The sequence below is a fragment of the Hymenobacter sp. B1770 genome (genome assembly GCF_049896385.1).
Classification (GTDB): Bacteria; Bacteroidota; Bacteroidia; order Cytophagales; family Hymenobacteraceae; genus Hymenobacter.
This window is the reverse complement of sequence record NZ_JAFCUF010000001.1, coordinates 202199-216621: the sequence shown is the minus strand read 5'-3', so window position 1 is coordinate 216621 and position 14423 is coordinate 202199. Positions and strand designations below refer to the sequence as shown.

The 14423-nt window shown below is 59.1% G+C and carries 12 protein-coding genes; 5 read left to right on the top strand and 7 right to left on the bottom strand.

Annotated elements, in window-relative coordinates; genetic code table 11:
* Window positions 1-48: 48 nt before the first annotated feature.
* Window positions 49-1428: an FAD-dependent oxidoreductase gene (locus ACP7AJ_RS00800; protein WP_426058283.1), complete on the bottom strand. Its 1380-nt coding sequence runs from the start codon at window positions 1426-1428 to the stop codon at window positions 49-51.
* Between the two features lie 625 nt (window positions 1429-2053).
* Here ACP7AJ_RS00800 and ACP7AJ_RS00795 point away from each other — a divergent pair.
* Window positions 2054-4786: a TonB-dependent receptor gene (locus ACP7AJ_RS00795; RefSeq protein WP_426058282.1), complete on the top strand. Its 2733-nt coding sequence runs from the start codon at window positions 2054-2056 to the stop codon at window positions 4784-4786.
* 68 nt (window positions 4787-4854) lie between these two features.
* On the opposite strand, the gene ACP7AJ_RS00790 is transcribed toward ACP7AJ_RS00795, so the two are convergent.
* Window positions 4855-5469, bottom strand: a complete 615-nt coding sequence (locus ACP7AJ_RS00790; protein WP_426058281.1) for an alpha-ketoglutarate-dependent dioxygenase AlkB family protein — start codon at window positions 5467-5469, stop codon at window positions 4855-4857.
* 137 nt (window positions 5470-5606) lie between these two features.
* Between ACP7AJ_RS00790 and ACP7AJ_RS00785 the strand changes: the two genes are divergently transcribed.
* Window positions 5607-5822, top strand: coding sequence for a hypothetical protein (locus ACP7AJ_RS00785; RefSeq protein WP_426058280.1), 216 nt, complete (start codon window positions 5607-5609; stop codon window positions 5820-5822).
* A 22-nt stretch (window positions 5823-5844) separates the two neighbouring features.
* Here ACP7AJ_RS00785 and ACP7AJ_RS00780 read toward each other — a convergent pair whose 3' ends face one another.
* The 5 genes from ACP7AJ_RS00780 to ACP7AJ_RS00760 all read right to left on the bottom strand — a co-directional run bounded on the left by ACP7AJ_RS00780 (window position 5845) and on the right by ACP7AJ_RS00760 (window position 11223).
* Entirely contained in the window at window positions 5845-6531 is a 687-nt protein-coding gene (locus ACP7AJ_RS00780; protein ID WP_426058279.1) for a hypothetical protein, read from the bottom strand.
* 67 nt (window positions 6532-6598) lie between these two features.
* Window positions 6599-7885: a kynureninase gene (gene kynU / locus ACP7AJ_RS00775; protein ID WP_426058278.1), complete on the bottom strand. Its 1287-nt coding sequence runs from the start codon at window positions 7883-7885 to the stop codon at window positions 6599-6601.
* 70 nt (window positions 7886-7955) lie between these two features.
* Window positions 7956-8990, bottom strand: coding sequence for an amidohydrolase family protein (locus ACP7AJ_RS00770; RefSeq protein WP_426058277.1), 1035 nt, complete (start codon window positions 8988-8990; stop codon window positions 7956-7958).
* A 335-nt stretch (window positions 8991-9325) separates the two neighbouring features.
* Window positions 9326-9859: a 3-hydroxyanthranilate 3,4-dioxygenase gene (locus tag ACP7AJ_RS00765; RefSeq protein ID WP_426058276.1), complete on the bottom strand. Its 534-nt coding sequence runs from the start codon at window positions 9857-9859 to the stop codon at window positions 9326-9328.
* Window positions 9860-9942: 83 nt separating this feature from the next.
* Window positions 9943-11223, bottom strand: a complete 1281-nt coding sequence (locus tag ACP7AJ_RS00760; RefSeq protein ID WP_426058275.1) for a hypothetical protein — start codon at window positions 11221-11223, stop codon at window positions 9943-9945.
* 173 nt (window positions 11224-11396) lie between these two features.
* Here ACP7AJ_RS00760 and ACP7AJ_RS00755 point away from each other — a divergent pair, with 173 nt between their 5' ends.
* The 3 genes from ACP7AJ_RS00755 to ACP7AJ_RS00745 all read left to right on the top strand — a co-directional run bounded on the left by ACP7AJ_RS00755 (window position 11397) and on the right by ACP7AJ_RS00745 (window position 14363).
* Window positions 11397-12194 (top strand): SDR family oxidoreductase, encoded by a 798-nt coding sequence (locus tag ACP7AJ_RS00755; protein ID WP_426058274.1) that lies wholly within the window; start codon window positions 11397-11399, stop codon window positions 12192-12194.
* Between the two features lie 77 nt (window positions 12195-12271).
* A complete protein-coding gene (locus ACP7AJ_RS00750) occupies window positions 12272-12997 on the top strand; it encodes a glycosyltransferase family 2 protein (RefSeq protein ID WP_426058273.1) in 726 nt (241 codons plus the stop codon).
* Window positions 12998-13097: 100 nt separating this feature from the next.
* On the top strand, window positions 13098-14363 hold the full coding sequence (locus ACP7AJ_RS00745; RefSeq protein WP_426058272.1) for a hypothetical protein: 1266 nt from the start codon (window positions 13098-13100) through the stop codon (window positions 14361-14363).
* Window positions 14364-14423 lie beyond the last annotated feature (60 nt).

Sequence of the window (14423 nt, the reverse complement as noted above, 5' to 3'; positions counted from 1 at the left end):
CACCACTTAGCTTAAGCTAGGGCAATGACGAGCCAATAAGTAGCTGTTTTACTGCGCTCCCATTTCCTGTTGCACCAGCTCCTGCACCGCGGGCTGGTCAAAATCGGCTTCGGTTTGAATGTGGGCCATGAGGCGGGCCATGATGGCATCCTGCCGTTGGCCCGCGGCCCAGGCCTCGGCGTAGGGGGTGTGCGAAAACGTGACCTGCGAGTACAGCGGCGTCCAGCGCCCGGGGTACTGACTGGCTATTTTGGCCTCAATTTTCTTTTGCAGCAGAAAGCGCGGGTCGGCTACTCGGTCGCGCATTTCGGCGAAGTTGTAGAGGGCCAGGTCGGCCATGGCATCGGCATTGGGCTTGCGCTGGGTTTGAAACTCGTTGAAAATGGTGGCCCAGTTGGCATCGCCGTGCTGCTCGAGCAGGTCGTTGAGCACGCTGCAGTCTTCAAAGCCGGCGTTCATGCCCTGCCCATAAAAGGGCACAATGGCGTGCGAGGCATCGCCGAGCAGCAGCACGTCGTCGTTGTACTTCCACGGGTAGCAGCGAATCGTGACCAGCGAGCCGGTGGGATGTTCAAAAAACTCCTGCGTGAGCGCGGGCATCAGCGGCACGGCATCGGGAAACACTCGGTCGAAGAAAGCGCTGACGTCCGCCGGGGTTTGCAGAGCCGCGAAGCTCTCGACGCCTTCATAAGGAAAAAAAAGCGTACAGTTAAAGGAACCGTCGAGATTGGGCAGCGCAATCATCAGGTACTGCCCACGGGGCCAGATGTGCAAGGCATTTTTCTCCATTTGCCAGGCGCCATCGGGGCCGGCCGCAATGGTGAGCTCCTTGTAGCCGTACTCCAGGTAGTCCTGCGAGTAGTCGTAGCGGTCGGTTTTCTGCAGGGCGCCGCGCACCGCCGAGAAAGCACCATCTGTGCCGAACAGGCGAGTATAATGCTCGGTGTGCTCCTGCTGGGTGGCGGTGTCGAGGAGGTGAAGGTTCTGCTTTTTCAGGTCGATGTGCAGGCACTGCTGGCTAAAGCTCAGCTGCACATTGGGGTGGGCATCGGCCAGGTCGAGCAGGCGTCGGTTGAGGTGGCCGCGGTTGACGGAGTAAATGGCTTGGCCGGCTTGCCCGTAGGGTTGGCGCGTGAGGTTGCCCTGCGGGTCGTGCATTACCCGGCCAGTCATCGGAATGCCCACTTGGCGGATGTCATCGGCTACGCCCACGCCTTCCAGAGCCCGCCAGCCACGGTCCGACAGCGCCAGGTTGATGGAACGGCCTTCCTGAAACCCAGCCCGGCGAGGGTCGGCCCGGCGCTCATACACTTGCACCAGATGCCCGCGCCGAGCGAGGTACAACGACAGTAAAGACCCCACCAGGCCTGCACCCATCACGGTAAGGGATTCGGCAGCGGGCATAGGCGAGGCAGGTGTGGTGCTCATAGACTAAAAAAGTGAAGCAGCGAAGCTACTACGCACCAGACGCTCGAACGGTGAAATGCAGTTCAATTGGGCATTCCAGTTCTAGGAATGACTTTCCCAAATTGATTCGTCGGGTGAAGGCGGATGTTTGCCGAGCCGAAACCCAGTTTCACCGGAATATATAATTGAGGACCTCATTACGTGACCTTTGAATGGATTATAACAAAACCACTTTTAGCCATGATGCAATTTCGATTCCGGCACCAACGGACGGGCTCTGTTCGGTGGCGGTATCGCGCGGCTAGCCGACGCGCGTTGTCAGTGGTGCTACCCTTGGACGGGTTTGCTCATCAAACTACAAACGCGGCTGCCTGGCGTTATGCTGCTCCCGCAATCATTCAATTACCGCCAGTAACCAAGGTGCTGCACATAGGTGGTTTTATGGTAGGTGAACATGGCGACCCACAGCTTCTGGGACATCCGGGCATTATGTATTAACGCTCTTAAAAACAAGTAATTACATAAAATATATTTCCTGTTGTTAAATCTTATTGGCTTGTTGTGAAATATAAATGGTAGGTTTGCAGCCTAGTTTTTTAATTTTTCACGTATGCGGCAACATTACTTTCTTTTTATTTTATGCTTCTTGTTCCCTCTGGGAGCTTGGGCACAAGCCACTCAAGCCATCAGCGGGACGGTGCAAACCGAGGCAGGTACGCCCCTGCCGGGCGCTACCGTTTTCATTAAGGGAACCTACACCGGGGGAGGTACCAACGAGGAAGGGCAGTTTCAGGTAAAATCGGATTTTTCCAAGGCGCCCGTAGTCCTGTATGTGTCTTTCGTTGGCTTTGAAAGCCAGGAAGTGCCGCTAAGCGAGCCCGATAATGCTCTCATCGTCACGCTTCGGCCCAGTGCCATGCTCGACCAAGTGGTGGTAGCAGCTTCCCGTGTAGAAGAAAACATTGGGCAGGTGCCGGTGACAGTAGAAAAGCTCAACCAGCGTCAGGTGGAGCAAATCACTACGCCCGACTTGGTGGCCGGTCTGGCCCGGTTCAAGGGCATCGACATCAGCAGCTCGAGCATGCTCACCACCAGCTTCAGCACGCGTGGCTTCAACTCCTCGCGTTCGGAGCGCGTAATTCAGCTGGCCGACTACATGGACACCCAGGTTCCTAGCCTCAGCAGCAACTTCGGCAACCTGTTGGGCACGCCGGTGCTCGACGTGGCCAGCGTGGAAATTGTGCACGGCCCAGCCTCGGCCCTCTACGGCGCCAACGCCTTCAACGGCGTGTTGCTCACCAACTCCAAAGACCCCTTCCGCGACCAGGGCCTGACCATGCGCCTGCGTGGCGGCACCCGCGACCTGCTGGATGGCCAACTGCGCTACGCCGTAAAATTCGGCGAGCGAGTGGCCTTCAAAATTTCAGGCGGTGCCGTGCGTGCCAAAGAATTTCTGCCCAATAACGAAGCGGCTACGTCGTCACTGATTGAGCCCGGCAACAACCCTGTCGGCTCCAACTTGGGCTACGATGCCGTGAGCCGCTACGGCGATATCGGCAACACCTTTACCGCTTCCGGTGGCGCCCTGGCGGGCAAAACAGTGTTCCTGCCCGGCTACAGCGAAGCCGAGCTGCTGGCTGGTGACGATAGAACCAGCTCTTTTAAGGTAGCGCCCAGCTTGGCGGTGCTGTTGACCAATCGCATCAAAGCCACTGTCGATTACAAGTTCACCGAGGCAAGCACCACCTACCAAAGCGCCAGCCGCTACCGCTTCTTGAATAGCGGCGCCCACCAGGGCCGCGTGCAGCTAGAGGGTCGCAACTGGTTTGTGCGGGCCTTCACAACGCGCGACTTCTCGGCTGGCCGCGACCCGCAGACCGACGGTTCCTACAACCTGGGCTTCTTGGGCGCCTTCCTGCAAACGCAGGTTGCCCCCGGCTTTAACGTACCCAATGGCAGCGGCGGCACGCGCCCCGGCACCTACGCCGAGCGCTATTTTGGTACATACGCGGCCGCCTACAACCAAGCTTTTGCTGCTAACGGTAACAACGCGGAAGCTGCTGCCCAGGCGGCGCGCTCCTTCGCCAATACCAATGCCCCTCTGCTTCGCCCCGGCACGGAAGAATTTACCACCGCTCGCAACCAGATTATTCACGACCCGACGCCGGGCAAGGGCGCCCGCCTCGTCATTCGCTCGGTGCTGAACGAAGGCAGCGGCCAGTATACCTACCGGAACAACTTTGCCGATGTAACCATGGGCGCGGCCTACCGCCAGTTTCTGTTGGGCTCCGACGGCAGTTTGTTTGAAGACAGAAGAGACGGCGACCGCATCCTCAACTACGAGTACGGTGCCTACGCCCAGGCCAGCAAAACCTTGCTTGACGACCACCTGAAGCTGGCTGCGGCTGGCCGCGTCGACCGTTTCCAGAACTTTGGCAACGCGTTTTCGCCTCGTTTCTCGGCCGTGTACTCGGCTGGTGCTGATAAGCAACATAACTTCCGCGCCAGCTTTAGCCGCGCTTTCCGGGCTCCCACGCAAAACGACCAGTACATCCGCCTCGACGTGAGCCGGGCCATTTTGCTGGGCAACGTGCGCGGCGGTTTCCGCGGCTACACCACCGCCCTGGGGGGTAAACTCTCCACCGACCCCGGCGTTTTGTCGCCGGCCCGCAGCGCCGAATTGGCCACCTACGACTACAGCGCTCCAGCCCTAAAACTGGAAGAGGTGAACAGCTACGAGGTCGGCTACCGTGCCCAGCTGGTGAAGAAGTTGTACATCGACGTAGACTACTTCTACAGTGCCTACAATAACTTCATTGCTACCCAAAACTTTATCGGCAACATTGACGGCAGCAAGCCTACCAATGCGGAAATTGGCGCTGCCGCTGGCAGCCGCTTCCAGAACCCGGCCTTCTCTACCCGCGTCATTCAGATTGCGGCCAACGTAGACCAGCGCGTGCAAAGCCATGGTGCGGGCATCACCGCTACCTACGCCTTTGCTCCCGCCCTGACCGTGACTAGCAACTACAGCTTCAACGACCTCCTCACGAAGGAGTTTAAGGAAGGCACGCAGTCGTTCTTCAACACGCCCCGCCACAAGTTCAACCTGGGCATTGACGGCCAAACTTTGGAGCGCAAGCTGAGCTACAACGTGAACTACCGCTGGGCCGAAGCCTTCCTTTATGAGTCGACCTTCGCCATTGGCACCGTGCCCGTGGCCCAGACCCTCGACGGGCAGGTGGGCTACACGCTCAAGAACCTGCACACTACCCTGCAAGTGGGCGGCACCAACCTGCTGAATGCACAAAACCTGCAGGTATACGGGGCCCCCAGCATTGGCCGCATTGGCTACTTCGGATTGCTATTCGACATCAAATAGGCGAAACGAAGCTCGATAAAGAAAACCCCAGCCTGCACAAGGCTGGGGTTTTTGATTGCTGGGCGAGCCTAGGGTCGGGGCCCTACCCAACGGAAGGTCAGGTTTAGCCGCGGGCCAACGGAACGAGCGGTTTTGGGCAGGGCGTGCTGCCAGTGCTGCTGGGTGGGGGCCCGCATCAGGAGCAAGCTGCCGGAGGGCAGCTCCACGCCCAGGGGCGAGTGCGCTAACCCGGCCTTGGGGCGCAGGCGGAAGCGGCGCGTCGCACCCAGGCTGAGGGAGGCGATGGTGGGAGCCGTGCCCAGCTCGGGCTCATGGTCGGCGTGCCAGCCCATGCTGTCGCGGCCGTCGCGGTAATAGTTCAGCAGCGCGCTATTGAAGGATGTTTGGGTAGCCGCTTCAACACGCTGGCGAAGGGTGAGCAAGGGCTGCGGCCACGGCAGCGGATTCCAGGTCAGGCCCGAGTAGGTGTAGCGGGCCGCTGGGTCGCCGTACCAGGCGGTAAGGCGGGGTTGCGGCATTTCCTGGCCAAAAATGCGAATGTTGCGCTGCTCCCAGACGACCTTGGTCGTGAGCACGACCAGTAGTTCCTCGGCTTCGGTTGCGGATAGGAACGCCGGGTCAAAAAGCAAATCGGCTTGCGGAAGGTATAGTGGGTCGAGGGCCATGGCAGGAGGGGTGCGCATCAGGGACAACCCCTGACCGGCTGTTTACAGCAAATGCAGCTACCGTTGCCCGGCTATTTGAGCGAGACTACTGGGGCCTGTCTTATCGCGAGGGCTTAAAATGGATTGCGCAACACGACGCGTCCCCGCAACTCAACGTGACGAGCAATATAAATGGCCTTATTCACAACAATCTCACCATCATGAAGCCCGCCGACCGGGCCCGTTTTCGGATAGGTGGCAGCGGAGAAGGGCAGTACTTCTTAGGGGTCTACCGAACGCATTCGGGCCCTTACCCTGCCAGCTTGGGCAAAGAAGTGCACGTGGTAAGGGCCTTCGGGATAGAGGTGCTCTCTATTCGCTACAAAGAATAAGCCCGGTCGCCTGCGCCCACCGCTACTTGGGCATCATCTTTTCCATTTGCTCGCGCACTTCCTTGGGTTGCTTCTGTATGAGGTAGTTGCTTAGCTTCTGGAGACCAAACACCAGCGCGAAGCACACTAGCAGCGGCGGCAGCCAGCTCCGACTGCGGTAGTTGAGGGAGCCCACGTTCCGGGGCCAGAACCAAAGCACATATACCAGAATAGCAGGCAGGTTAAACAGCGGACCATACCACTGGCTCATGCCGTAGCGCGGCAGGGCCCAGTTCAGGGCCACTGCTCCCAACACGATGTAGGCTAGTAGAAACAACACCAGCCCGAGCAGTGCGCGTTTGCGGTCAAGCCGCCACAGGTTCAGGCCCAACAAAATGCCCCCGGCGATGAACGTAAACGGTATCGAGAACAGCACGATGGTGATGGGCGAGTAGAGTGCCGGACCCGTAGCCTCGGCGGCAACTGGGTCGGCTGCAATGGCCGCTTGCTCGCGTTCGGCAGCGGCGGCTTTCTCAAGGGCCAGCTGGGCAGCTGCAGCTTCTTCCAGGCTGGGGCGCAGGGCCGCTTCTTCGGGGGCCGGCTGACCGCGGCGGCGCAGCTCATCGAGAGCCGCGAGCACGGCAGCCTCGCGGTACTGGGCATGGCCGGTCACGTATTCGCGCAGGGCCGCGTCGGACTTGAGCAGCATCTTGGCGGCGTAATCTTCCATGGGTTTCAGTTGACAGTTAGCAGTTATCAGGGAGTATTGGGGGGAGAGGGCGTCAACGAGGTGCTATTCAGTGCGTACTGGTCGCCGTAAATTTCTGTATCGCCTCGGTTACCCGCCACACGTCCTCAAACGAATTATAAAGCGGTACGGGTGCCAGGCGAATGACGTTGGGTTCCCGCCAGTCGGCAATGATGCCGCGGCTGGCTAGGTAGTCGAACAGCTCGCGCCCCCGCTGGTGCACCAGGATGGAGAGCTGGCAGCCGCGCTGGGCGGGGTCGGCAGGGGTAATGATTTCCAGCTGCGAGGTGGGCAGTGCTAGCTCGTTGATGAGGGCTTCGAGGTAGCCCGTCAGCTGTTCGCTCTTGCGGCGCAGGGCGGCCATGCCGCCGGCCCGCTCCACTAGGTCGAGGCTGGCGCGGTGAATGGCCATGGGGAAAATCTGGGCGTTCGACAGCTGCCAGCCGGCTGCTCCGGCCATGGGCCGGAAGCCTTTTTTCATTTGAAATCGGTCGGAAGGGTCGTGCCCCCACCAGCCGGCCAACCGCACAAGGTCGGGGCGGTGAGCAAACCGCTCGTGCACAAACACGCCCGAGGCACCGCCGGGCCCGGAGTTAAGGTATTTATAGGAGCACCAGCAGGCGAAGTCCACGTCCCAGTCGTGCAGGTGCATTTCGAGGTTGCCGGCCGCGTGGGCTAGGTCGAAGCCAACCAGGGCGCCCACCGCATGGCCCGCCCGCGTGATGGCGGCCATGTCGAATGCCTGCCCCGTGTAGTAGTTTACGCCGCCGATGAGAACGGTGGCCAGCGAGTCGCCCAGTTCCTGAATGGTGGCCTCAATGTCTTCGGTGCGCAGGGTGTGCTCGCCGGGGCGCGGCACCAGCTCCACAATCACCTCGGCGGGGTCCAGGCCGTGCAGACGGGCCTGGCTCTCAATGGCGTACTGGTCAGAAGGAAACGCACCGCCTTCCATCAAAATCTTGTAGCGCGAGGCCGTGGGGCGGTAAAACGAAACCAGCAGCAGGTGCAGGTTCACGGTTAGGTTGTTCATTACCACCACTTCGAGGGACCGGGCACCCACCAAAGCCGCCGAGCCTGCGGCGAGGGTTTCGTGGTAGTGCATCCAGGGCGAGGTGCCGTGGAAGTGGCCTTCCACGCCCAGCCGCTCCCAAGCGTCGAACTCCTGCTCTACGGCCGCACGAGCAGCTTTGGGCTGCAGGCCCAGCGAGTTGCCGCAGAGGTAAGTGCACGGCTGGCCGTCGGGCCCCGGAGGAATGTGGAACTCTTGGCGGAAAGCAGCCAGCGGGTCGGCCGCATCGAGCTGGGCCGCAGAAAGAGTGGGAGAAACGTCGTTCATGAATCGCAAATATCGGCGGTAGGCAGCGGGCTCAGTTCTAGTTCGCCGGAAAGATTCGGGCCTGCTGCGGCTAATAGCCCGTTAGTAGTGAAGGGGCGCTGGCAAACCGCTCCTTGGCCAGACCCAGCCAGTCGAGGGCATTCTGGCCCAGCATTTGGGCCTTGAGTTCGTCGGAAAACGGCATGGACCTGATGAGCTGGCCCGGTTCCAGCTCGCCCAGCGGGAACGGATAGTCGGTGCCCAGCGTGATTTTATCAGCGCCCAAGGTTTTCACCAGGTAATCGAGCATCAGCGGGTCGTGCACCAGCGAGTCGACCCAAAACTTGCCCAGGTAAGTGCGCGGGTTGTGGGGGTTGTCGATGGCGCAAAGGTCGGGGCGCACGTGCCAGCCGTGCTCGATGCGGCCAATGGTGCTGGCAAACGAGCCCCCGCCGTGCGCCACGGCCACGCGCAGCTTGGGCAGGCGCTCCAGCACGCCGCCAAATATCAGCGAGCACAGGGCCAGGGTGCTTTCGGCGGGCATGCCCACCAGCCAGGGCAGCCAGTATTTGGGCATTTTCTGCTGGGCCATCATGTCCCAGGGGTGCACAAACACGCAGGCGCCCAACTCGGCCGCCGCGGCGAAGACCTCAAACAGCTCGGGCTGGTCGAGGTTCCAATCGTTGATGTGGGAACCGATCTGTACGCCCGCCAAGCCAATTTTCATGCAGCGCTCTAGCTCCTTGATGGCCAGGGCCGGTGCCTGCATGGGCAGGGTGCCCAGGCCCACGTAGCGGGTTGGGTAGCGCTGCACCACGCCCGCAATGTGGTCGTTGAGCAGCTGGCTCAGGTCGAGGCAGTCGGCAGGCTTGGCCCAGTAGCTGAACATGACCGGCACGGTGCTCAGCACCTGCACTTGCACGCCAAACTGGTCGTACTCGCGCAGCCGCACGGCCGGGTCCCAGCAATTGTCCTGCACTTCCCGGAAGAACTTGTCGTCTTGCATCATGCGGGCGCAACATGGCTTGTGGTGCTCCAGCCGAATGAAGCCCCCGTAACCGTAGCGGTCCGCTAAGTCGGGCCAGCGCTCGGGCAGAATGTGGGTGTGGATGTCGATGGAAAGCACAGGGTGGGATGCGGGGTGGGCGTTGCGCGGGCTGTAGCTGCTGTTACGTTTTAGGGCGTATTGGAAGCAAGCACCGCTAGCGCTAGAGCGAGGTATGGAAGGAGTTTCGCCAGTAAAGCTCGGCGGTATTGCGCTCGTAAGGCAAAATGCCGTCTGCATACTGGCAGGTTTGCCAGTGGTTCAGGCAAGTGCAGAACGCCGAGGGCGGACCATTTGTCCCTGTTATTTGCTGGCGGAGCCGCAAAGACCCATTGGCCGGGCCGCCGTGCACGTAGGCGCCCAGAAAACACGACGGCTAGCCAAGAGTCTCATGCATAATGTAGCACGCATAAACCCTAGCTGGCCACGGGGGGCGCCGGCGCCTCCATGTAGGTGCCGCACTGTTTGCAGGTGCGCTTCTCATCGTCCTGCCAAAAGGCGTTCATGATGGGCGGTAGCTGGGCCACGATGTCTGTGATTGCAGCGAACTCTTCGTAGAGCTTGTTGCCACAGTTTTCGCAGTACCACTGAAAGCCGTCGGCCTCGCCGGCGTCGCGGTAGCGCTCCAGTACCAGACCCACGGTGCCGGCCGGGCGGCGTGGGGAGTGGGGCACGTTGGGTGGCAGCAAAAACATCTCACCCGGGCCAATGGTGATGTCTACCGGCTGGCCGTCCTCAATGATTTTGACGGTCATTGTACCCTCAATCTGCCAGAATAGCTCCTCGCCCGCGTCGACGTGGTAGTCCTTGCGGGCGTTGGGGCCACCTACCACCATCACGATAAAATCTTTGTTGCCCTTGAACACCTGCTGGTTGCCCACCGGGGGCTTCAACAAATGGCGGTGTTCGTCAATCCAGGCCTGGATGTTGAAAGGGCGAGTGATGGGCATGGCGTAAGACGATTGAGGTTAGAAGAGTGGTGGGATAAAATTCACTTGCAGGTAAGGAATCGGGGCCGGACGAGCGGCATGATTTAAGCCACCCACTCGTGCGCTAAGAAGCGCATCAGCAGGTAAAGCAACAGCCCCGTGCCGACCAGCATCGTGGGCAACGACGCCCACCGACGCACCAGTGGCTGCTGATGAGCATTGAGCAGCCATAGCATCACTACGGCACTGACGGCCGTGTACCCTAGCACGCTACGAATGTGCATATAGGCCCCAAACAACGCCAGCCACGCGGCTTCCATCAGCAAAAACAAGATGACAAGCTGACGGCTCGACAGCCGGACCCGGCCCTTGAACTCTGCCAGCAGTAGCAAAAAATAGGGCGTCGCGTAGATGTAACGACTCAGGCTCACCAGTACGCCCCCCCGGGTAGCCACGGTAATAAACGTCACCCCGCCTAGATAGGCCAGCGCGAATATAATCGGTTGGGCCACTGTTGGTAGTGGCTGGCGCCAGTGGCGCCATGCCAGCCAGACCAAGCCTACTGCGCAGCCCAGGCCAATCAGAAACGGGGGCGCTTCGAAACGGGTGGGAAAGGAGCCGGCCCAGTTGCGGAGGGGTAGCGTGGGCCACTGCAGATGATTGTCCCAGAAACGTTGTGCCTTGAATACCGAAAGCCATTGCCCGGTGTAGGACTTATGCACCAGCATGCTGATGCCCAGGCCCAACAAGGTCGCTGCGGTCGCGGTCAGTGCTGTGCCAACATGCCGTAGGCGGGGCGGATGGGCCAGCAAAAAAGTTGCGGCCACTGCCGGCAGTATTACGAACGCGGCCGCCCGGCACGTGCAACTCAGCAGCAGGCCCAGGCAATACAGCCACGGCAGCTGTCGGCGCAGCCCGAGCAGCAATGCCGTCCCGCTAGCAAAGAATACCGCCTCGCTAAAGGGCAGGGCCATAAACATGAGCGACGGTACGCTGAGCAACACCAGCTGCGTGCGCCAAGGCCATTGAAACTGCCAAGCCAACGCGGCAAAGCTCACCGCGAACAAGGCCAGATTGAGCAGCCCCATGGCCACGGGCGAAACGTTCAGCCAACGCCACAGATAGGGGAAAAGCGGAAAAAATGCGGTCCGCATTTCATCGTAGCCGTGCAGCCTGATATATAGATAATGTTCCGCGTCCCAGTTGCTGAAGGCGCTTTGTGTCAGGTGCCAGCTAGCAGGAAATACGGCGTTTAGGGCTAATACTGCTCCCACCAGCAAGCCGCACCACGCCACCACGCCCGCCAAGCATTGCCCAAAGGTGAACGGCACGTGGGTTTCTTTCAGCTGAAGCAGGGGTGCCGGAGTTGAGAGCGCAGTAAGCATTAGAACGAGATGTAGCGATTGGAGCGCAGGCCGGTAGAAGGAATAGGCAGCGGGGTGTTTGTTTTGCGGCCGGACTGGAAATGGAGTGCCAATTTCGCACTTTTGCGCGCAAGTCGCTCGGTGCCCGCGTGGGTCGGTCGATTATCTCTTCATTCTCTGCTCCTCTTTTTCGTATGCATACCGCAACATACCTTGCCCCCTACCGAGCCCTAATAGGCGGCTCTACCCAAGGCATCGGCCGCGCCGTGGCCCAGTTGCTGGCTGAGCGTGGATGCGCCGTTACGCTGCTGGCCCGCAACGAAGAGCGCCTGCGCGAAGCCGTCACTGCCCTGCCTACCCCCGGCAACGCCCACCACAATTACTTGGTGGCCGACTTTACCGCGCCCGAAGCCCTGGCCGCCACCGTGCGCGAGTACCTGAGCAAGGCAGGCGTGGGCTTCGATATTTTGGTCAACAACACGGGCGGCCCTCCCGGCGGCCCCTTGCTTTCGGCTACGCCCGCCGATTTCCGAGCGGCTTTCGAGCAGCACCTTATTGCCAACCATCTCCTGGCTCAAGCCGTGGTGCCGGGCATGCAGGCGGCCGGTTTCGGGCGCATCATCAACATCGTGAGCACCTCGGTTAAAGTGCCGTTGCCGGGCCTAGGCGTGAGCAACACCATCCGCGGAGCTGTGGCCAGCTGGGCCAAAACCCTGGCCAACGAGTTGGGCCCGCTCGGCATCACGGTAAACAACGTGCTACCAGGCGCCACCCTCACCCAGCGCCACACCTCGCTCATCAAAAAGAAAACAGCCCAGACAGGGCAATCGGCTGAGGCCATCGAAGCCGACATGCTGAAGCTGATTCCGGCGCGGCGCTTCGGGTTGGCCGAGGAAGTAGCGGCGGCGGTGGCCTTTCTGGCCTCGCCGGCCGCGGGCTACATCAACGGAACCAGCGTGCCTGTCGATGGCGGCCGCACGGGAGCTCTTTGAGGAGGGAACGGAATCGACCATTCATGCGGCAATAAAATTACTTTTGTTGCTTTGTAGCAGCGCCCAGCTTTTCACTTGTGGTAAAATTCGATACGCTCTCCATTGTCATACCGGTTTATAACGAGGCCCGCACCATCCACCAGATTCTGGATTTGCTGCGCGAGCTAAAACTGGTAAATAATATCGGCAAGGAGATTATCCTGGTGAATGACTGCTCGACCGACGGCTCGGGCGATACCATTCGGGCGTATGCCGCGCGCCACCCCGAAATGGGTTTGCGCCTGCTCGAGCACGCCGTGAACCAAGGCAAAGGCGCCGCGCTGCACACCGGCATTCGTGAGGCCACCGGCAACTACGTCATCATTCAGGACGCCGACCTCGAATACGACCCCGACGAATACAACCTGCTGATTAAGCCCATTTTGAAAGGCTTTGCCGACGTTGTTTATGGCTCCCGTTTCATGGGTGGCAATCCGCATCGCATCTTGTTCTTTTGGCACAGCATCGGCAACAACATCCTCACCTTTCTTTCGAACATGGTGACGGACCTGAACCTGACCGACATGGAGACGTGCTACAAATTATTCCGGCGCGACATCATTCAGGGCCTGACGCTGGAAGAGAAGCGCTTCGGCTTCGAGCCCGAAGTAACCGCTAAAGTAGCCCGGGTGAAAGACGTGCGCGTGTACGAAGTGGGCATCAGCTACTACGGCCGCACCTATGCTGAGGGCAAGAAGATTGGCTGGCGCGATGGCTTCCGGGCCATCTACTGCATCATTAAGTACGGGCTTCTGGGACAGTAGCTTAGCATTGCTAGTTCTAAAGTAAGTGCTTTAGAAAGGTGCCTCTTACAGCTAGCTTCCTATTGTTTAAATAATTTACTTTCCATCTACCGTCTTTCCAGTGCAAGAAGTTGTTTTGCCAGCTGCTCATATCTCCGTGTCCCGTGCCCGATGGCATTGGCTGTGGTTTGCCATCGGAGTTTTGGTGGCCATTGCAATGACCCGTTACTACTCGTGGCTGCTGCTCGATGCACGGGTCGAGACAGATGTACAGGGGCATATTGAATTTATTGGTAATGTGTGTGCTAAGGCCTTTGCCTGGCCAGCGAATCCAGGGTTTCATTGGCTGACTTGGCTACTATCAGGTCGGAGTTGTGATAGTGAGCGCCTGTTGCGTGCAGCAACCGTGGTATTGGGAGGCTGCTGGGGGGCATCTGTTTATCTGACTGTCTGGGTCGGAAACTGCTTAATAGACTGGCACAGTACTTCATCTGTTATGCCTTCTGCTTCTAGCGGGCGAATTGGAGCCCCAGCAGCCATTGGGGCGGCAGTAGTAGCCTGTTTTTTATTCCCCCCAACAGTAAGCTCCCTTATCGGCTCGCCTGATAACTATGTGGGCTTGTTGCCACCCAATGTCTATCACAACTCAACCTTGATTAGCGCAATGCCCTTTTCGGTCGCAGCGTTTGGCTTAGGGCTGCGGCAATTGCGAGCGGGTATGGCCAGTAGCCTATGGATTGATGTATTGCTGGGGTGGGTGCTGGTAGGCGGCGCATTGTGTAAGCCCAGCTATGCTTTTGCATTTGTGCCTGCATACGGATTGTTGAAACTGCTGCAAATCAATCGTAAATCTTACGGCAAAACGGTAGTGAGCTTACTAATAGCGCTGGCTCCTGTATTGCTGCTCATCATTGGACAAGCTTGGTGGCTTAGCGCGCATCCGGAGGTGATGATTTACGGAAAAGCAGAATTTGCACTGGGCTTTCCGGCCGGATGGAAACAGTTCTTACCGGAGTTGACTGCCTGGAAAAGCTTCATGCTAGCAGTGGGTTCATTTGCTTTGCCACTGTTGGCCTACATGCTGCGCCCGGTTTGGCTGCAATACCCTGCACATCGGCTGGCCCTTGGGTGCACCGTCTTGGCATTCATACAGTTTATGCTGGTGTATGAAACCGGCGAACGGGCAGGGCACGGTAATTTCACATGGCAGGTAATAGCCGCAAACCACCTTTTGTACTGGGTTATAGCTTTCGACATCTTGAATTGGCAACCCGTCACCAAATCGGAACGGTTACGACAGGGTGCTCTAATTGTAGCTGTTGCCCTGAGCGCTGTCAATGGGTTGGTCTACATGTATACCATTGTCACTACCAGCACTTACCTCTAATTGCAACCTAATTTCCAAGCACAAGGAGCTTATTCATAGGTAGCAAAGAACAGATTGGCT

What these genes read in the sequence shown, in the direction of transcription:
- ACP7AJ_RS00800 (WP_426058283.1), bottom strand. Translation starts at nt 1,428, where the DNA reads ATGAGCACCACACCTGCCTCGCCTATGCCCGCTGCCGAATCCCTTACC.
- ACP7AJ_RS00790 (WP_426058281.1), bottom strand. Translation starts at nt 5,469, where the DNA reads ATGCGCACCCCTCCTGCCATGGCCCTCGACCCACTATACCTTCCGCAA.
- ACP7AJ_RS00780 (WP_426058279.1), bottom strand. Translation starts at nt 6,531, where the DNA reads ATGGAAGATTACGCCGCCAAGATGCTGCTCAAGTCCGACGCGGCCCTG.
- kynU (WP_426058278.1), bottom strand. Translation starts at nt 7,885, where the DNA reads ATGAACGACGTTTCTCCCACTCTTTCTGCGGCCCAGCTCGATGCGGCC.
- ACP7AJ_RS00765 (WP_426058276.1), bottom strand. Translation starts at nt 9,859, where the DNA reads ATGCCCATCACTCGCCCTTTCAACATCCAGGCCTGGATTGACGAACAC.
- ACP7AJ_RS00760 (WP_426058275.1), bottom strand. Translation starts at nt 11,223, where the DNA reads ATGCTTACTGCGCTCTCAACTCCGGCACCCCTGCTTCAGCTGAAAGAA.
- ACP7AJ_RS00755 (WP_426058274.1), top strand. Translation starts at nt 11,397, where the DNA reads ATGCATACCGCAACATACCTTGCCCCCTACCGAGCCCTAATAGGCGGC.